The organism is Nonomuraea sp. NPDC059007 (assembly GCF_042740555.1).
Classification (GTDB): domain Bacteria; phylum Actinomycetota; class Actinomycetes; order Streptosporangiales; family Streptosporangiaceae; genus Nonomuraea.
Genome location: NZ_JBHYJD010000063.1, coordinates 39577 through 57891, shown reverse-complemented (window position 1 = coordinate 57891; position 18315 = coordinate 39577). Strand labels below are relative to the sequence as shown.

At 67.4% G+C, this 18315-nt stretch carries 18 protein-coding genes and 2 pseudogenes; 3 read left to right on the top strand and 17 right to left on the bottom strand.

From position 1 onward, the window contains the following. Window positions 1–319 precede the first annotated feature (319 nt). Together ACFWY5_RS51435 and ACFWY5_RS51430 are read left to right on the top strand one after the other, a co-directional pair. A complete protein-coding gene (locus tag ACFWY5_RS51435) occupies window positions 320–1159 on the top strand; it encodes an IS5 family transposase (protein WP_379639418.1) in 840 nt (279 codons plus the stop codon). Between the two features lie 269 nt (window positions 1160–1428). Continuing rightward, window positions 1429–2198, top strand: a pseudogene (locus ACFWY5_RS51430) (transposase family protein). A 76-nt stretch (window positions 2199–2274) separates the two neighbouring features. Here the strand turns inward: ACFWY5_RS51430 and ACFWY5_RS51425 are convergent. Further along, complete coding sequence (locus ACFWY5_RS51425) at window positions 2275–2526, bottom strand: SCO4225 family membrane protein (RefSeq protein ID WP_379626822.1); 252 nt, start codon at window positions 2524–2526, stop codon at window positions 2275–2277. A 53-nt stretch (window positions 2527–2579) separates the two neighbouring features. After that, window positions 2580–3992: a phospholipase A2 gene (locus tag ACFWY5_RS51420; RefSeq protein ID WP_379639417.1), complete on the bottom strand. Its 1413-nt coding sequence runs from the start codon at window positions 3990–3992 to the stop codon at window positions 2580–2582. A gap of 712 nt (window positions 3993–4704) precedes the next feature. Between ACFWY5_RS51420 and ACFWY5_RS51415 the strand changes: the two are divergent. Continuing rightward, window positions 4705–5930: pseudogene (locus tag ACFWY5_RS51415) on the top strand (IS256 family transposase). 422 nt (window positions 5931–6352) lie between these two features. Here the strand turns inward: ACFWY5_RS51415 and ACFWY5_RS51410 are convergent. Genes ACFWY5_RS51410 through ACFWY5_RS51340 form a run of 15 tightly spaced genes read right to left on the bottom strand, consistent with a single transcriptional unit; the run spans window position 6353 to window position 18296 of the window. Beyond that, on the bottom strand, window positions 6353–8830 hold the full coding sequence (locus tag ACFWY5_RS51410) for an ABC transporter permease (protein ID WP_379639415.1): 2478 nt from the start codon (window positions 8828–8830) through the stop codon (window positions 6353–6355). Window positions 8831–8877: 47 nt separating this feature from the next. Continuing rightward, window positions 8878–9615, bottom strand: a complete 738-nt coding sequence (locus ACFWY5_RS51405) for an ABC transporter ATP-binding protein (protein ID WP_379639414.1) — start codon at window positions 9613–9615, stop codon at window positions 8878–8880. Between the two features lie 28 nt (window positions 9616–9643). Then, complete coding sequence (locus ACFWY5_RS51400; RefSeq protein WP_379639413.1) at window positions 9644–10486, bottom strand: LLM class flavin-dependent oxidoreductase; 843 nt, start codon at window positions 10484–10486, stop codon at window positions 9644–9646. 15 nt (window positions 10487–10501) lie between these two features. Then, window positions 10502–11377, bottom strand: a complete 876-nt coding sequence (locus ACFWY5_RS51395; protein ID WP_379639412.1) for an NAD(P)-dependent oxidoreductase — start codon at window positions 11375–11377, stop codon at window positions 10502–10504. A 5-nt stretch (window positions 11378–11382) separates the two neighbouring features. Next, window positions 11383–11763, bottom strand: a complete 381-nt coding sequence (locus tag ACFWY5_RS51390) for a SchA/CurD-like domain-containing protein (RefSeq protein WP_379639411.1) — start codon at window positions 11761–11763, stop codon at window positions 11383–11385. Further along, window positions 11763–12482: an SDR family NAD(P)-dependent oxidoreductase gene (locus ACFWY5_RS51385; RefSeq protein WP_379639410.1), complete on the bottom strand. Its 720-nt coding sequence runs from the start codon at window positions 12480–12482 to the stop codon at window positions 11763–11765. The genes ACFWY5_RS51390 and ACFWY5_RS51385 overlap by 1 nt, the downstream gene beginning before the upstream one ends. Beyond that, the gene (locus ACFWY5_RS51380) at window positions 12479–12808 is read right to left on the bottom strand and encodes an antibiotic biosynthesis monooxygenase family protein (RefSeq protein WP_379639409.1); all 330 of its coding nucleotides are present in this window, start codon (window positions 12806–12808) and stop codon (window positions 12479–12481) included. The genes ACFWY5_RS51385 and ACFWY5_RS51380 overlap by 4 nt, the downstream gene beginning before the upstream one ends. Next, entirely contained in the window at window positions 12805–13122 is a 318-nt protein-coding gene (locus ACFWY5_RS51375) for an antibiotic biosynthesis monooxygenase family protein (protein ID WP_379639408.1), read from the bottom strand. Before ACFWY5_RS51375 ends, ACFWY5_RS51380 begins: the two co-directional genes overlap by 4 nt. A gap of 1 nt (window position 13123) precedes the next feature. Next, window positions 13124–13855 carry an SDR family NAD(P)-dependent oxidoreductase gene (locus ACFWY5_RS51370; RefSeq protein WP_379639407.1) on the bottom strand — a complete coding sequence of 244 codons (732 nt, stop codon included), beginning with the start codon at window positions 13853–13855 and terminating at the stop codon, window positions 13124–13126. Between the two features lie 16 nt (window positions 13856–13871). Beyond that, a complete protein-coding gene (locus ACFWY5_RS51365; protein ID WP_379639406.1) occupies window positions 13872–14333 on the bottom strand; it encodes an anthrone oxygenase family protein in 462 nt (153 codons plus the stop codon). Then, window positions 14330–15028: an SRPBCC family protein gene (locus tag ACFWY5_RS51360; protein WP_379639404.1), complete on the bottom strand. Its 699-nt coding sequence runs from the start codon at window positions 15026–15028 to the stop codon at window positions 14330–14332. Before ACFWY5_RS51360 ends, ACFWY5_RS51365 begins: the two co-directional genes overlap by 4 nt. Next, complete coding sequence (locus ACFWY5_RS51355) at window positions 15028–16260, bottom strand: ketosynthase chain-length factor (protein ID WP_379639403.1); 1233 nt, start codon at window positions 16258–16260, stop codon at window positions 15028–15030. The genes ACFWY5_RS51360 and ACFWY5_RS51355 overlap by 1 nt, the downstream gene beginning before the upstream one ends. After that, window positions 16257–17531, bottom strand: a complete 1275-nt coding sequence (locus ACFWY5_RS51350; RefSeq protein WP_379639401.1) for a beta-ketoacyl-[acyl-carrier-protein] synthase family protein — start codon at window positions 17529–17531, stop codon at window positions 16257–16259. Before ACFWY5_RS51350 ends, ACFWY5_RS51355 begins: the two co-directional genes overlap by 4 nt. Beyond that, a complete protein-coding gene (locus tag ACFWY5_RS51345; RefSeq protein WP_379639400.1) occupies window positions 17528–17968 on the bottom strand; it encodes a cupin domain-containing protein in 441 nt (146 codons plus the stop codon). The genes ACFWY5_RS51350 and ACFWY5_RS51345 overlap by 4 nt, the downstream gene beginning before the upstream one ends. After that, window positions 17958–18296: a TcmI family type II polyketide cyclase gene (locus ACFWY5_RS51340; protein ID WP_379639399.1), complete on the bottom strand. Its 339-nt coding sequence runs from the start codon at window positions 18294–18296 to the stop codon at window positions 17958–17960. The genes ACFWY5_RS51345 and ACFWY5_RS51340 overlap by 11 nt, the downstream gene beginning before the upstream one ends. Window positions 18297–18315 lie beyond the last annotated feature (19 nt).

The window sequence follows — 18315 nt, the reverse complement described above, 5'->3', positions numbered from 1 at the left end:
TCAGCCGCGCCCGTAGACCGAACAATGCCCCGCCGACCAGCAGACCTCATCCAATCGCAACGACGAAAGGGACATCAGCTCGCGTAACGCACTCTCAGTGGGCATCTTGGGATGGTGTGCGTGTATACGCCGCTTCTGGCGGGTAGGCGGTTTGCCGCATTCGCGGCGTCCGCCCCGTATTGACCTCCCGGGTGGAGCGTGTCGATGTCCGTTTCGCGAGGCAGGCCGACCTCGATTCCGTCTGGCGTAGAAATGCCCAAGACACGCCATGTTTCGGAGGTTGCCGACCCTCACGGCGGGTCCGGCGTATCGGTCGAGTATGAACCCCCGACGCGGCTACCCGTCCGACATCTCCGACGCCCGCTGGGCCCTGATCGAGCCCACCCTCACCAGCTGGCGCCAGGCCCGCCTCGACCGCCGGCCCACCGGCGAACCGGCTCCCACCGATCTCCGCGACATCTTCAACGCGATCTTGTACCTGAACCGGACCGGGATCGCCTGGGCCTACCTCCCGCACGACTTCCCGCCGCACGGCACCGTCTACTCCTACTACGCCGCCTGGCGTGACCAGGGCATCTTCGCCCAACTCAACTACGACCTCACCGGCCTGGCCCGCGCGAAAGACGGCCGCGACCCGCAGCCCACCGCCTCGATCATCGACACCCAGACCGTCAAGACCTCCACCAACCCGCCCCTCGACACCCAGGGAACCGACGCCGCCAAGAAGATCGTTGGCAGGAAACGCGGCGTCGCCACCGACGCACTCGGGCTGCTACTGGCCGTGACCGTCTGCGCCGCGTCCGTCTCGGAGAACCAGGCCGGCATCAAGGTGCTCGACCAGGCCAAGACCGACCACCCAAGCATTACGCTGACCTGGGTCGATACCGGCTTCAAGAAGCAGTTCGCCGACCACGCCGCACGCCTGGGCATCCACACCCACGTCGTCCACCGCGACCCCGATGTCCGAGGTTTCAGTGTCGTCCAGCGACGCTGGGTAGCCGAACGGACCCTCGGCTGGCTCATGCTCCACCGCCGCCTCGCCCGCGACTACGAGACCTTGCCGACTAGCTCCGAAGCCATGATCCACATCGCGATGATCGACAACGTCAGCAAGCGCATAACGGACGAGGCAACACCAACCTGGCGCGGGACGTACTAACCCAAACACGGGCAAACCAAACGCCCTCTCAGAAGTTACTGCCGCCTCTCGGTCGCGTCTCAATAGGACGAGACCGAGGGGCGCGCCGCCTTGGTGACATCGGAGGCTGATGCCCGGCGTAAGCGCGCACTGAGCCCTTTCATCCTCTTGCGGCAGAGGGGCGGGGTCACGGCATGATCGCGTATCCGGCGTTTGCCTCATGACGTAGCAGAGCCCCTGTTAGACGGGTTGATCACCACAACCACGCCCGTCACAACCAGGAGCTCTGGGTGCTGTTCTACCGCGCTGCCGTCGATTTGTCGCGCTCAACCTTGACCTATGTGGCTGGGCTGATCCGCCGGCGCCGCAAGGCGATCGGCTCGGCCTGGCGGCTGCTCAACGCCGGGCAGCAGGCGCTGCTGGTGCTGGTCTACCTGCGCAAGGGTGAGACGTTTCACGAGCTCGGAGCGGGATTCGGGGTTTCTGCGGCGACGGCCTGGCGGTATGTGGAAGAAACGGTGATGCTGCTGTCGGCACGCTCGCCGAAGCTCCGCCAAGCGCTGCGCAAGGCCCGAAGAGACGGCCTGCATTACCTGGTACTCGATGGAACGCTGATCCGCATCGACCGGATCAAGGCCGACTGGCCGTACTTCTCCGGCAAGCACCGCGTACACGGGATGAACGTCCAGGTCATCGACTCCCCAGACGGAACCGTCCTGTGGACATCGGGCGCGCTGCCGGGCACGACCCACGACCTGAGCGCCGCCCGCATCTGGGGCATCCTGCGCGAGCTCGAGCGGGCCGGGATCATCGTCCTGGCCGACAAGGGCTACCAGGGCGCCGAAGGCCCAGTCCGCACCCCGTACAAGGGCAGGAACAAGCCCGAGTCCCAAAGCAGGCCAACCGCTCACACGCCCGCCTCCGCGGCCCCGGCGAACGAGCCAATGCCCAGCTCAAAGCTTGGCGCATCCTCCGCAAGCTCCGCTGCAGCCCCAGCAAGGCCGGCCATCTGTGTAAGGCGATTGCGGTCCTTCAGAATCACCAGCTCACGAGAGGATGAAAAAGGCTCACTGACACGCTCCGTTCTGTGGGAGCTCGAGGGTGCGATTCCCTCGGGCGACCCGACCTAAGAGCGGTCATTTAAGCAAAAACCACAGGGTGCCTGCCTGGATCGCGCCGCAGCCGATCAGAAAGGCCGTCAGCGCTCCTGCCTCCAGCGCATCGAGTGGAGGCACAAACACGACGAGAGAAGACGGCAGCGTAGCCACGAAGAGCGCAATACCTGGACCGATCGGCGCGCCGTGCATGACGGAGACGTAGTGGGTTACGCCAGCCGTGATCAGCACGACCCCAACATAGGCACCGGAGATGATAGGTGCCCTGCTCATAGTTCTCCCCTTCGGGCAGTGGCAGGCCCTCGAAGGGCCTGCCACTGGTTGGCTCAACGGGTCGCGTCCGCGCCGTTCTTCGGATTGCCGAAGCGCACAGCCGCGCGATAGACCCAGGCGACCCTCCCGCAGTAGGCCCTGCGCTGTCCGTACGCGGGACAGGTCCAGTCGCGCAAGGTCACATGGAACACGTCGTCCACGCTCCTCTTGTGCCAGCTGTCGAGGTAGTAGCGGTAGAGCTTGTATCTGTTACCGATCAGGCCGTAACCGTAGTCGTGCATGTCACAAGCCGCTACGAAGTTGAACCCGGAAGGCCGGTCGGGCGCCCTGGTGCAGTGGTCGTACACCACGCCCACGACCCACCGGCGGGTGGGCAACTCCCGCCAGTACGGCTTGCGCCAGCCGTAGTGCGCCGCCCACGCCGAACAGCCACCTTTAGTGTAGTAGAGCCAGGTCGTGGCGGTCGAGCAGTAGCTGGGGTAGGCCAGGACCGAGACGTCGTCCGCAGGCCGGAACTCGGCTGCGGGTGGAGCCGTGGCGTCGGGATCGGCGAGGCTCGGCGCACCGGCGGGCGGGCTGTCGGGCGAGTCAGGGACGTTAGGAAGGCCGCCATCGCCGGTAGAGGTGGCGGTCGGAGCAGCCGAGCCGCCGACGTAGCGCAGGTCCCAGGCCCCCTTGCTGACGGACGAAAGCGTGGACACGCGGCCCATGGCGTCGTAGGCGTAAGTGGCCTGGGCGCTGACGCCGGGGTCGGTGACGGTGCGGAGGTATCCGGCGGTGTCGAAGGTGTACTTCGCGACCACCTGCGTTGCGCCGGGGCCGGTCGCGAGCGAGATCTGCTTGACGCGTCCGGCGTAGTCGCCGAAGCCCGCCGCCGTGGCGGTGGTCGCGGCGGCGTAGCTAAAGGTCAGCACACTTTTCGGTGTTTGCCCGGCTGCCGGTTCCGTCACGGTGGCGACACGGCCATGGCCGTCGTAACCGACGGTGGCGGTGCCGTGTGTCTTGTTGCCCACTCCGGTCACCCGCCAGGAGGCGGCGTCCGACGTCACCTGAGCCCAAGTAAAGGTAAGATTGAGGTCGGCAGCATCGGCCACGGTACCGTCGGGCTTGGCGAAGGAGTCATCCCCGTGTGCGCGCGCGCCGAGCTCCATCGCGGGTGTCTCGATGATCGTGGTGCGCAAGGCTCCGAGCGCGTCGTCCCAGCGCGTGTCCTCGCTGAGCTTGGCACCATCGACGGCTTCGAATTCGCGGACGCCGCCCCCCATTGGCAAGGCGGCACTGCTCTTGAGGTCGTACCGAGTGGAGCCGGGCAGGCCAACCTCGCTGACAACAATGAAGTCGCCGTGGACGCTGAGCGAGCGGCTGGTCGTGCCGCCGAGGAACTCCGCCGCCCAGCCAGGTCCGAAGACCGCCAGGTCAGTCCGTGTGAACGGCACAGACTCCGGTTTCGCCAGAGTCCCGTCCACAGCTGTCACTGTGTGCCTGCGTCCGATTGCCCCCGCAGAGACGTCGGATTCTGAAAATTCGAAGCTCTGACCCTCGGGCAGGAACTGGCCCGGACCGATCGGCTGGACAGCGCCAGCCTGATCGGCGGCTACCGGCAAGGCTATGGTGAGGGGGAGAACGACTACCGTGGCCGCCAGGCCAAGCGTTAACAGACGTAATCTCTTAATGGGCATTCGTGTGCCGCCTCCTAAATTGATGGTGTGAGACGACGCCATCTTCACAGGCGCTGCCTTTAACGCGCCTTCAGCACACCTCCATCGCGCCTTCATCAATTTCAGAACCGTTTGAGATCTGCTGCTGATGACAGCCCGTTGGCAGTACCCGTGAGTAGCTCTTCTGGAAGGCTCCAGTGGGCCCGACGCATTGTTCGGGTGACCGCGGCCATGGAATGCGGTTCTGATCCTGCGCCTGCCGAAAATTAAGTCCACCCAGCTCGTGGCCACGTTGGCCTTGCCTGGGGTGCGTGAGCTCCGGCTCTCAGTAGGGGAGAGGGATACGGATTGATGATCGATCGCGCTCCTTCGCCTGGCCTATCTCGCCATGACGAGTTCACGTCCAGGGAGATGGTGTGCGGGTAATCAAGCCCTGGACTGGTACGGGTGAGATCCATGTGACAAGAGACGGCCACTCCGTAATCCTTCGATTCGCTCATATCAACATGAAGGGGACGAAGTGGCCGTCAATGACATTGTGCCCGCTGCTGGGGAGTACTTGGAAGACACGCTCGCCGCGGCGAGCCCGGACCTGCTCCGGACAATGATCCGCGAGTTCGCCCAGCGGATGATGGACGCCGAGGTCGAGCAGCGAGCGGGTCAACACCCGCAACGGCTACCGCACCCGCCCATGGGACACCCGCGCCGGGAGCATCGATCTGGCCGTGCCCCGGCTACGGACCGGCTCCTACTTCCCGGACTTCCTGCTGGACAAGCGACGCCGGGCCGAACGGGCGCTGACCAGCGTGGTGGCTACCAGCTACCTGCTCGGGGTGTCGACGCGGCGGGTGGAGAAGCCGGCCGAGGCGATGGGCATCACCTCGTTGTCCAAATCGCAGGTCTCGGCGATGGCCGCCGAACTCGACGCGATGGTCGAGCAGTTCCGGTCCCGGCCGCTGGATGCCGGTCCGTACACCTTCGTCTGGATCGACGCGCTGACCCAGAAGGTGCGCGAGGGCGGCCGGACGGTGAGCGTGCACGCCCTGGTCGCCACCGGCGTCAACGCTGACGGCCAGCGCGAGATCCTTGGCCTGGACGTCGTGTCCAGCGAGGACGGCGCGGGTTGGCTGGCGTTCCTGCGCGGCCTGGTCGCCCGCGGTCTGTCCGGTGTGCTGATGGTGACCTCCGACTGCCACGCCGGGCTGCGCGACGCGATCGCCTCCACCTTGCCGGGCGCGTCCTGGCAGAGGTGTCGAACCCACTACGCGCGAAACTTGATCATGCGCGTTCCGAAGTCGGCCCAGCCGTGGGTGGCCACCATGCTGCGCACCGTCTTCGAGCAGCCTGACGCCGAGTCGGTCTATGCCCAGCACCGTCACGTCGTGCAGACGCTGGAGGTCAAATACCCGAAGGCGGCCGAGCATCTGGACGAGGCCCGCGAGGACATCTTGGCCTTCGCCGCCTTCCCCAAGGCCGTCTGGCGTCAGACGTGGAGCAACAACCCCCAAGAGCGTCCTGAACAAGGAGATCAGGAGGCGGACCGACGTGGTCGGCATCTTCCCCAACCGCGACTCGATCATCCGGCTCGTCGGCGCAGTGCTGGCCGAGCAGAACGACGAGTGGACCGAGCAGCGCCGCTACATGGGGCTGGAAGTCCTCGCCGAGTGTCGCAAGACCACCGATTCGCCCGACTCCAAAAACGAGACAAACGATGCTAAAGTGACTATTGAGGCGATTGCTTCCTAATAGTCACCGATTACGGGTGGCCTTCTCAAACACCACCTCCCTGGGCACGGCCGATCGCTCAGGCGATCCTTGTCCTTCAGGACGTCGAAGATGGCCGCCACTCAGGATGAAAAGCGCGCACTGAAGCCAGCCCGCCCGCGGAACCCCGTAGTCCCATTTCGTCGCCGTCTTGTACTCATCCCAGAAGTAGTACTTGCAGTGGTTCACTCCGAAGAGCTGGCTGGTCGTCGGCTTCGGTCGGGTGCCGTCGGGAGCCAGGGGAAGATCCGGCCAGTGTTTGTCATTCTCCGAATCTCGGTCCGTGATGAACTAGACAGTCCCGATACCGGTGATCTCTACGCGGGTGCTCCCATTGCCTGGGCAGAGGGTTGTTCTCCAGAACCACGATTGGTTCAGTCCGCGCCGGTTCGGATGCGTGACAGTCATTCGGCGTGCAGGGCCTGGAGAACGTCGACGCGGGCGGCACGGCGGGCTGGCCAGGTTGCCGCGAGCACACCTCCCACGATCATGGCCAGGAGCACGCCGCCGATGGTGGGTACGGGGATGGCGATCGTGGCGAACGACTGTCCCAGGACCAGGTGCTGCAGCGTGACGCCGATAACCAGGCCCGCGGCCAGGCCGAGCAGGGCACCGGCGAGCGAGATGAGCACGGATTCTCGGCGGATCATGGCGCGGATCTGCCGCCGGCGCATCCCGATGGCGCGCAGCAGGCCGATCTCCCGCGTCCGCTCCAGTACGGCCAGCGCCAGCGTGTTGACGATACCCAGAAGGGCGATCAGGAAGGACAGCCCCAGCATCACCGTGGAGATCCATACGAACGCGGACAGGTCGCTGGTGACGTCGACCACGTACTCGTCCTTGGTGAACAGGCGCACATCCGGCCTGTCGGCCAGCGCCGATTCCAGGCCCTGACGCAGCCCGTCACCCGCGGGCCCCGCGATGAGGAGCACGTCCGCTCCGCTGGGGCGGAAGTGCCGGTCCGCGAAGCCGTTGGAGAACAGGAGAGTGTTGCCGGTGAGAGGGGCGTCCTCGAACAGCCCGGTCACAGGCAGTTTCACGGCTTCGCCGGCGGCCGAGCGTACCGTGATGGTGGAGCCCATGGACCATCCCCGGTCTTCGGCGAGACCGGCGTTGACGAACACGCCCTTGCCGAGATCGTCCAGCCGGCCCGTGTGAAGGACACGAACGGTTTTGCCTATCGCGGCTGGGTCGATCGCGGCGACGACTTCAATCGAGCGGCCGTTGATCTGGAGGGTGTCCGTGCGGATGGCGTCAGCCCGTGTCACCCCCGGGACGGATCGCGCCTTCGCCTGAGTTTCCGCGTCGACGGGCCCGTCACCGATGTTGGCCGCCACATAGGTGGCAGTCAGATGGCGCAGCATCGACGCCCTGTCGACCTCGGTGATGCTCGCCGTGAAGATGGAGATGCCGGTGGCCAGGGCGACTCCGATCAGCAGGGCGGAAACGGTGGCGGCGGTTCTCCTGGGGCTGCGCAGGGTGTTCTCGACGGCTAGATGAGTGCTCGCGGTCGAGGAGGGCAGGACTCGACGGCACAGCCGTACCAGAATGGCGGCCAGCCATGGTGATAGCACCACCGAGGCCATGAGCAGCAGGAATGCGCCGACCACGCCCGCGATCAGGTTGACGGTCGCGCTGCCGGTCAGGCCGAACACGCAGGCGAGTCCGGCGATCAGTGCCAGAATCTGCCCTGCGCGGTTACGACGGTGCAGCGTGGAGGGTGTGGCGATGGCCTCCGTGCGGAGCGCGGCCACGGGCGGTATGCGAGTCCCTCGGCGGGCGGGCACCCACGCCGCCAGGATGGTGACGACCACCCCTGCCAGGACAGTGGTGGCCAGGGCGCGCGGTGTCACGACGAGCCCCTGGTCCACGGACGGATCCCGGGACGCGGTGTATGCGACCATCAGCGCTGCCAAGCCGGTTCCGGCGGCGATCCCGCAGATTGTGCCGGCGACGCCCACGGCGGCGGCCTCCAGCAGCAGCACGCGCCTGACCTGGGTGCGACTCGCCCCGACCGCCCGCAGCAGTGCCAACTCCCGATTGCGCCTCTCGATCAGCACGGAGTAGGTGTTGGCGATCAGGAGTGCACCGATCAGCAGGGCGACCATCGTGAAGCCGAGCAGCACGCGCTGGATGGTCTCCGCGTCTCCGGCCAGGTTCTGCTGTGCCTCTTCGGCCAGCCTCGCCCCGTTCGCAGCTTGGAAGTCGGCCGGGAGGAGACCGGAGATCGAAGCGGTCAGTTTCTCCGGATCGACGCCGCTCTGCGCCGCCACTTCGGCCTCCGAGAAGGCGCCGGGCCTCAGGAGCAGCCGCTGCGCGGTAGCGGTGTCAAAGGCTACGGACGGGCCGCTGCCTGAGGGATCGGGAGTAAGCGGATGATGGGAGAAGATCCCCACCACCTTCGCCCGCTGTTCTCCCGCCGAGCTGAGCACGCGGGTGTCGTCGCCCACCTGGAGGCGCCCGCTTCTCGCCGCCACCGTTTCAACGGCGACCTCGTCCGCGGCCGCCGGGGCGCGGCCACTAAGCAGGCGCACACGCGGCGTGCCGGACCAGTTCGTGCCGGTGAGGCGCGAGCCGAAGCCGCTGCCCTGGGCGACCTTGCCGTCCGCGCCCACGACTGCCGCGTATCCCACGACGACGCCGTCGGCCTGCGCCACACCGGGCAGGGTGGAGATCGTCCGCAACTGGTCCGTGGTGAGGTATTCGCCGCGCACTCCAGGGGAGCCGCCCTGTTCCCCGGCGCCCGAAGGCGGCCGGGGGGCGACCAGCACGGAGACATCCCGTCGCACGATCTCCTCACCGGGGGCGATGCTGTCGGTGTACAGGAGCGTGCCGAACACGAACGTGGATCCGAGTAGCACGGCGACGAAGCTCAGGGCCACCCGTGACCAGTGTCTTGTCAGGTTTCGCAGCGCGACCAGCCACACGGTCAGCGTCCTTTCCCGTCGATACGGGCCATCGACATGAGCACCCGTTCGGGGGTGGGTGCCTGGAGCGTGTCCACGAGCTTGCCGTCCGTGAGGAACAGCACCTGGTCGGCGTAGCTGGCGGCCGCGGGATCGTGAGTGACCATGGCGATTGTCTGCCCGAGGTCGTCGACGGAGCGACGAAGGAAGATCATCAACTCGGCGCTGTTGTTGGTGTCCAGGTTGCCGGTGGGTTCGTCGGCGAAGACGACGCTGGGCTTGGTGATGAGGGCACGGGCCAGCGCAACCCGCTGCTGCTGACCGATGGACATCTGGTGGGGCAGGTGGCCGGCCCGGCCGGTGAGGGCGAGGGTGGTCATGAGCGTGTTGAGCAGGTCCACGTCTGGACGCCGGCTGGCGATGCGGGCGGGCAGGGCGATGTTCTCGAGGGTGTTGAGCGTGGGTATCAGGTTGAAGGTCTGGAAGACGAAGCCGATGTGGTCCCGTCGTAACTGGGTGAGCTGGTCGTCGTTCATGCCCTGCAGCGAGCGGTCCTCTACCCACACCTCGCCGGAGGTCGGCGTGTCCAGCCCGGCCAGGCAGTGGAGCAGGGTCGACTTGCCTGAGCCCGATGGGCCCATGACAGCGGTCAGTTCGTGCGCCGGTATCTCCACGTCTATCTTGTCGAGTGCGGTGACCCGGGTTTCGCCTTCACCGTAGATCTTGGTTAGCTGAACCGCTCGTGCCGCGACCTCAGTCATGACTGCCTCCGGAGTCACCCCCGGCTCGTCAACCCAGCACGGTCTTGGCGAGGAGGGTGAGCTGCTCTGTGTCGGCGTGACAGGGAAAAAGGATGAGCTCCTCGCAGCCGGCCATCGCGTACCTTTTCACGGCGGCCGCGAGATTCACGCTACCGACCAGCGTCGCTTTGATCGCCTTGTCGGCGTATGCGCCGCCATAGTAATCGCGATGAAATCGCGTGGTATGGGAGATGGCATCAGGGCCCAGGGCGAAGAACGCGATCGCCGCCATGCGGGGCTGATCCGTCCGGCCCTCGGCCGTCCACGCCCGCCGGGCCTGACGTGCGAGTCCCTCGTACGGCGTGGCCGAGGTGCCACCCGCGATCCAGCCGTCGCCGGCCCTGGCCGCGCGCCTCATGGCGGCCGGTGAGTGCCCGCCGACGAGAACCGGGATCCCGTGCGCCGGCCGCGGCCCGATCGCCGATCCCTGCCCGTCCCAGGTCTCCCGCAGCGTGGCGATCGTCGCGTCGAGGCGGTGGCCACGGCCGGAGAAGGGGACCGCCGAGCCCAGGAAATCATCGGCGCGTCCGCCGCATGCCACTCCCACGACCAGTCGGCCGGCGGCGATCTCCTGGACTGTCGCCAGCTGCTTGGCGAGCAGGGCGGCGTTCCCTCGGTATGCCGCCACCAGGACGGTCGCGGCCAGCCGTACCCGTTGGGTGACGGCGGCCGCGGCCGCGAGGGTTGTGACCGGCTCGAAGTTCCCGTAGATGAGTCGATCGAGCACGCCCACCGAGGAGAAGCCGAGCTCGTCGGCCAGCAGCGCCCATTCGAGCAGCCTGCTGCCGCTGGTTCCGGGAATCGCGGCCGGTAGGCCCACTCCCACGTCCATGAACAGGTTCTCCCTTCATCGACGCTGCCGGAGCTCCAAGATGGCGGCGGCGTCCTTGTCGCCGTCGCCCGCTTTGATGACGGAGTCGAACTGCTCCGCCGCGGACCCGGTCAGTGGAAGCGCGAGGCCGAGCTCGGCGCCCTCCCGCATCGCCAGGTGCAGGTCTTTGGCCATCAGGCTCGAACGGAACGCGGCAGGCTCGTAGTGTCCGCGAATCATGAAGTCGGCCCGGAACGCCAGGAGCGGCGAGCTCAGGCCGCTGCCGTCGCCCACCAGCGTGTGCAGCAGCACCTCACGATCGATGCCCGCGCCCGTGCCGTAGGCCACGGCCTCGGCCAGGCCGGCCGTCTGGGCCGCGAGCAGCATGTTGAAGGCCAGTTTCAGCACGCACGCCATACCATCCGCGCCGATATGGCGGACCTCTTGGCCGAGCACGTCCAGAATGTCGGCGACCCGCTCGGCGTCCCGCGGGTTTCCCGCGGTGAACACGCGCAGCCAGCCCACCCTGGCCATCTGAGGATTGCCGACCATGCAGGCCTCAAGGCGGCCGATCCCCCTCTCCGCCAACCGTCGCGTGGCGTCGCGGGCGTACGTCGGCGAGACGGTGGAGGTGTCGACCAGCAGCGTTCCCGCGTCGAAGCCGGGCGCGCGCGGCCCGAACAGCACCTCCTCCACGGCGGCCTCGTCGCTAAGGCAAAGGATCACAACGCCGACACCGGCGACCGCGTCCGCGGCGCTCTCCGCGAGCGTGGCGCCCGCGTCGACGAGCGGCTTGGCCCGTTCAGGCGTCCGGTTGTGGACGCGCAGTGAGAACCCCTCGTCGAGCAGGCACAGGCCGATGCCCTTGCCCATGCCGCCCAACCCGATGAGGGCCAGTTCCGGCCCGCGCATCCCGCTCAGCTCCCCGCCTTCATCGTGTCGGGGCTCAGCTGGGAGATGCAGCGCATCATGGCGTCCTTGAAGTACGTGCCGAACCCCTCCGGAGTGGCGGTGTCGCGCTGCTCGGCCAGGTACGGCGCGAGCCTGCCCTCCAGGTGGTGGACGCCCGGGTGCGTGGCCATCTTCCGCGCGACGTCGGCCAGTTCGCCCTCGTAGTGGATGAAGCGCACCATGAACTCGCCCTTGATGAACACCGCGGTCCCCAGCAGGCGACCGGACTCCCGGCCGGTGTCGTCGCGCAGGACCGGTGAGTCGACCCGCTGAAACCCCGCGAAGATCTCGGCGATTTCGTCCTCATGCCCCGGCTTGACCTTGTAGGTGATCGCTGCGTATGGCATCACATGCCTCCATCCACGTTCAGAGTGATCCCGGTGATGTACTTGGACAGGTCGCCGGCGAGGAAGAGCACCGCCCCGGCGACGTCTTGCGGTGTGCAGAGCCGGCCAAGTGCCGTCATGGCCTGTAGTCGCTGGCGGACGTGGCCGGGGAGAGCGTCGTCGACGACGCCGGGCGCGATGACGTTCACGCGGACGCCGCCCGGCCCCAGTTCCTTGGCCAGTGATCTGGTGAGCCCGATCAGCGCCGCTTTCGCCGCCGTGTAGTGGGCGCTGGCGGCGCGCCCGCGTACGGCCACGGACGCACCAAGGTTGATCACGGACGCCTCGGCGGAGAGCAGCGGGAGAGCGGCCTGGGTGACCGCGTAGACCGCGGTGAGATCGAGATCGATCACCCGGCGCCATTCGGTCACGGTCAGCTCGGGCAGGGCGGCGCTACCATCGACGCCCGCATTGTTGACCAGGACATCGAGCCCGGACATGGTGTCGCGGCACAACTTGATCAAGCGGGCCACGTCGCCCTCGTCGGTGATGTCCGCTTGGACGACCTGGTGGCCGGCGCCGATCGAGTCGAGCGTCTCCGCCAGTGACTTCGCGGCCACTGTGTCGGCGCGATAGCAGGTGACGACCCTGGCGCCGGCCCGGGCCAGTGCCAGCGCGCTCGCCTGGCCGATGCCGTGCGTTCCGCCGGTGAGGAGGACTCGTCTGCCGCTGATGTTCACGGTTGGTGCACCTCCGATCGATAGGCCGCCTCCACGGCGTAGATCGCGAAGCTGGGGCCGTGAGCGTCGTCCTGGTAGGGCCGCAGCGGAGCGGTCGTGTCCCGGTGTTGAGCACCCTGCTCCCAGGACCGGAAGGCGTGCAGGCTCTCCCACTCACTCAGCACCGCGCAACGGCGCGGGTCCTGGGTCGAGCGGAGCAATTCGTTGCTGAGCAGCCCCTCAGTGCCCGCCAACTCGCCACTGATGCGGTGATAGACCCGCGAGACGGCGTCCGGATCGTCGTCCGGCAGGCGGACGTGGACCATGACGCGGACGCGCCCGCTCATGACAGCCCGGCCCCGGCGCCGGCCATCGCGAAGACGACGTGCATCGTGGTCATCGAGCCGGCGGAGCGGTAGGGGTGCAGCTTGGTCCGGTGATCCACATGGCGTTCGCTGTGTTCGAACTCGCGGAACCCGGGTTCGTCAACCCAGTCGCTGACCACGTAGTAGATGCCCGGTTCCTCGGCGCTCTTGGACAGCCACTGGCCGAGGTTGGCGGGATGCTCGGTCACCGCGTCCCCGACACCGCGCCACGCCTGCTCGAAGTCATGCTCCATGCCGGCGTGGATCTGCATGCGCAGCATCACCCTGAACGCCATGTCAGACACCTCCATCCACGTGGATCGTCTCGCCGGTGACGAAGCTGGACCGATCGCTGGCCAGGAACACGACGACGTTCGCGATCTCCTCAGGCAGACCGAGCCGGCCGAGGGCGACGAGCCGCCGGTACCTTTCGAGCACCTCCGGGGCGACCTCGGCCTCGGTCTGCACCGGCCCCGGCGCCACCACGTTGACCCGGACGCCTTGCGGCCCCAGTTCCTTGGCCAGCGATCGGGTCAGGCCGATCAAGCCGGCTTTGGCGGCCGTGTAGTGAGATCTCAACGGGATGCCGATGGTGGCCACCCGCGATCCCACGTTCACGATCGAGGCCCGCTCGATCAGGAGGGGAAGGGCTTGCCGCACGACGAACATGGCGGCGGTGAGGTTGGTGTCGAGCGTCGCCTGCCAGACCTCGGGTTTCAGCTCGCCGAAAGGCACGTGGGTGATGACGCCCGCGTTGTTCACGATGGTGGTGAGATGACCGTACCGGGAGCGGCACTCCTCGATCAGGTGGTCGATGTCCTCCTGCCGGCTCACGTCCGCCTTGACGACGTGATGGGCGCCGCCGAGCTCCTTCAGCTCCCTCGCCAGACTCTCTGCCGCTTCGCTGTCCTGCCGGTAGCAGGTCAGGACATCGGCGCCGGCTCGGGCGAGCCCAAGCACGATCGCCTTGCCGATCCCGCGGGTCCCGCCCGTGACGAGGGCCTTGTTGCCTGTCAGTCGGATGTCCACGATCTCTCCATCGGGCTCAGATGAGGGTGGCGGTGGCTACAGCATTCGTCCCCAAGGCCAGCAGGGCGATGAGGGTTCGGGCGAGGTTCCAGGCACGCCAGGATCGCCGGGGGTCGCGCTCGCCCCAGTCGTCCGGACGCGCGGCCGGGTCCAGCGAGATGACGTATTTGTTGATGGGCACGTTCTTGATCACCGAGATGGCCATGACCACAGTGAGCAGGGTGGCGGCCGTGCCGTACAGGAAGCGGGAGGCGGCCTCCGGTGCGGTGACCGCCAGAAGGATGTCCGCGATCACGGTGAGCACGTTGACGATCGGCATGAAGGGGTCGTAGCGCGGCCAGAGGAACTGGATCGCCTGGACGTACCGCTCGTACGGCAACGTCATCGTCCACGGCACCAAGCCGATGACCGTGGAGAACATGACCCCGGCGGTGAGCCCGTTCGCCAGCAGCACCAGTGGGGCCAGGACCGGTGTCACTTCGCCGCCGCCGCTTCCACGATGCCCTTGATCCGCTCCATCTGGACGAGGGTGTTGCGGTTGAGGTGGTCGGTCATGCCGGCGTCGTCGACGGGAGCCGACGGCTTCATGTGGAAGTCCTGGACCCAGCGCATCCGCACGCCCTCCTGCTCCTGCAGGTACTCCCAGAAGATGATCATGTGCTCGAATGGCCCGGTCTCTACTCGTTTGGCGTTGACCGTCCTGGTCCGGGGGTCCGGGGTGCGCTCGGAGACCCAGCTCCACACCTTGCCCTCGTCGTCCGGATGCATGGTCAGGCGGAAGCGGACCGTCTCGTCCTGCCGCTCCAGGATCTCCGCCGAGGCGTACTCGCTGAACAACTCCGGCCACGACTCCACGTCGTTCGTCATCTCCCAGACCAGTTCCATGGGGGCGTCGATGACGATGGAGTTGTCGGTGTGCCCGGCGGTCACCGTGCCACGGCGGACGAACTCGATCATCTCGTGTGGCGTCGTGATCTCGCCGATCGCCGAGTCGGGGACCTCGGTGCCATACTCGCGCTCGATGAGCGCGCCGATCTCCAGGACAGCCAACGAGTCGTACCCGAGGTCGGCGAAGGAAGAGTGCAGAATTTCGCCGTCGAGATCGACGCCGTCCTCGACACCGCCGCCTTCCCGCATGAGCTTTCTCAGGGCATCGAGGGTGAGTTCCGCCATCACGTCCTCCTAGTGCGGTCCGATGAACTGACTGTCCTGACGACCAGGGCGGAGTTGAACCCTCCGTACCCCCGGGCGATGATCAGCGCATTGCGTAGGGGGCCCGGCCGGGGGCGGCCGAGCACCAGGTCCATCTCGTGGTGGCCGCTCACCTCACGCACACCCACGGTCGGCGGGATTACCTGGTGCCGGAGCGCGAGAAGGGCCGTGGCCACATCGAGCGCGGCACCGCCGCCGTAAAGCCGGCCGGTCATGGTCTTGGGGGCGGTGACCGCGACGCCGGACGCGCCGAACACCGCGGCGATCGCCGCGGCCTCGACCCTGTCCAGCTCAGGTACGGCTGCCGCGTCGGCGAAGACGACGTCAACTTCGCCGGGCGACAGCGACGCGTCGGCCAGGGCGCCCTCGATCGCCCGCCGCAGCCCGGGAGGCCGCCCCGAACCGGGCCGCGGGTCGAAGGTGGCGGCGTATCCGGCGATCTCGCCGTACGGGTCGCCGCCCTCTCGTGATCCGTCCTCCACGATGAGGATCGCGCCGCCTTCCCCTGGTACGTATCCGCAGGCCGCGGCATCGAAGGGGAGGTAGGCGCGAGCCGGGTCGCCGCTCGTGCTCAGCAGCCCGGTCGTCAGCTGGGCCGTCAGCCCGTAGGGGCACAGGGACGCGTCGGTCCCGCCGCTGACCACGAGGCTGGTTCCCGTACGAATGAGCCGGCGGGCCTGGGCGATCGCGTCGATCCCGCCCGCCTGCTCTGCCGAGATGACGCCGCAGGGCCCGCGCATCTTGTGCCGGATCGAGATCTGGCCCGTCGTTGCGGCGTAGAACCAGGCGATGGACTGGTAGGCGCCTACATGTCGAGGGCCCTTGCTCCACAGGCGTTCGATCTCGCGTTGGCCGAACTCGGTGCCGCCGGAGGAACTCGCCGTCGCCACCGCCATGCCGTACTCGGGAAGGCTCGCCGGATCGGCGGCCGCGTCGTCCAAGGCCATGGACGCGGCGGCCAGCGCCATGTGAGTCCAGTGATCGGTCTCCACGAGAATGCGCCCGGACAGGTGTTGCCTGGCCACGAAGTCGCGGACCTCGCCAGCCAGCTGTACGGGATAGCCATCGGGGTCAAAACGGGTGATCCGGCCGATGCCGCTCTTGCCGTCGAGCACGGCGGGCCAGTAGGCGTCCGCGCCGAGCCCGTTGGGCGCGACGACGCCTATGCCGGTGACCAGGGCCGCGATCGTCATGCAGGAGCCCTCTGCGGATCGGCGAGCAGCATGGCGGTCTGGAAACCGCCGAAGCCGCTGCCCACGCTGAGCACGACGTCTACCGGGTGCTGGCGGGCCGTCACCGGCACATAGTCAAGGTCGCATTCGGGGTCGGACTCCAGCAGGTTCGCCGTCGGCGGTACCACGTCGTGCTGGATCGCCAGCGCGCAGGCGGCGACCTCGATCGAGCCGATGGCGCCGAGCGAATGGCCTACCATGGACTTGATCGAGCTCACCGGCACCCGCCGGGCGTGATCTCCGAGACTTCGCTTGAAGGCGGCGGTCTCATGCCGGTCGTTCTGCTTGGTTCCCGACCCGTGGGCGTTGATGTAGTCGACATCGTCTGGGTTCAACCGCGCTTGCGTCATCGCGACGCGGATCGCCTCCGCCATCTCTCGGCCGTCCGGCTTCAGTCCGGTCATATGGAAGGCGTTGCTCCTGCTGGCGAAACCGACGATCTCGCAGTAAACGGATGCGCCGCGCCGTCGTGCGGTTTCCAGATCTTCAATAATCATGATGGCCGCGCCCTCTCCGAGCACGAATCCGTCGCGGCGGCGGTCAAAGGGGCGGGAGGCGTGCTCGGGATCGGCGTTGTTCGGGGAAGTCGCCCTGATGGCGTCGAAGCAGGCCACGGTGATGGGCGAGATGGGAGCGTCGGTGGCGCCCGCCACCACCACGTCCGCGGTTCCCTCCTGGATGAGCTGGCAGGCGTGGCCGACGGCGTCCAGCCCGGAGGTGCATCCGGTGGAGATCAGCGCGTTCGGCCCTTCCGCTCCGACAGCCCAGGCGACCTCGCAGGCCAGCGTGCTCGGCGCCATGTAGCTGTAGAGCTGTGGCACGCGGTAGGCGGGGTCGACGAGCCAGCGCCTGCCGCCGTTGCTGAGGACGACGTACTCCTGCTCCAGGCCCATCGTGCACCCGACCGCGCTGCCGAGGGAGGTGCTGATGCGCTCCGGTGGGAGGTCGTCCGCCGTCAGGCCGCTGTCGGCCCAGGCCTCTCTGGCCGACACGACGGCCAGTTGGGCGGCCCGATCCATGCGCCGGATCTCCTGAGGCGTGAGCCCTTCGGCCGCCGCGTCAAAGTCGCACTCCGCGGCCATCCTGGAGCGGAATCCGGACGGATCGAAGAAGGAGATCGTGCGCGTCGCCGTCCGGCCTGCGGTCAGAAGCCCCCAGAACTCCTTGCGGCCGATGCCGCCGGGAGCGACGACGCCGATCCCGGTGATGGCAACCCGGCGCTGTCCCATCATCGGCCCCCGACCTCCGGCCCAACCGCGTCAGGGTGGGGCAGCGCCTCGGTGTCCACGTGCCCGAGCTCAGGCCGGGGCGCCAGCGGGCAGAGGTGGAAGACCAGGACGGCAGTGTCGACGCCGGTGTTGGTCACCCGATGCCGCAGCCCTTTGGGGATCATGATGCCCTCCCCGGCTCCGACCGCCAGCTTCTTGTCCTCCACCCTGGCCTCTACGGTGCCGCGGACGGCGTACAGGAACTCCTCCGAGTAGGGGTGGTAGTGCTCGGAGACATACTCGCCCGGAGCCAGGGTGAGGATGCCCATGAATCCGGTCGACGACCCGACGGTCTTCGGGCTGAGCAGCACGCGAATGTCCCCGCCGCGGCGGCGGTTGGGCGTCACGTCCTGAAGGGCGATCTTCTGTACGGCTTCCGCCGGGTTCGACTCACGCGTCACCGGAACTTCCCCCCGCTTCCCACTCGTAGAAGGGGATGGCCATGGCATCCTTGGGCTCGCGCCAGTTGGGGTCGTACGGCCGCATGTGCTCGGCGAGCTTCGTGTTGATGTCCTCGTACAGCGGGTGGCTGCGTGCTTGGTAAAGGCGCTCGGTGACGCCGTCACCGGCCTCCACCAGATGGAAGTAGAGGTCGTGGAAGCGGAAGAGGGTCCGCCGGGAAACGCCGATCATGTGGGGCAGCTGTGTGGCGTCGGACTCGGTGAAGATCTTGGCCACGGCGTCGGCGCTCGTGGCCTGCATCCGGGCGACGATCAGTGTCCGGTTCACGCCCCCTCCTTTCTCTGAG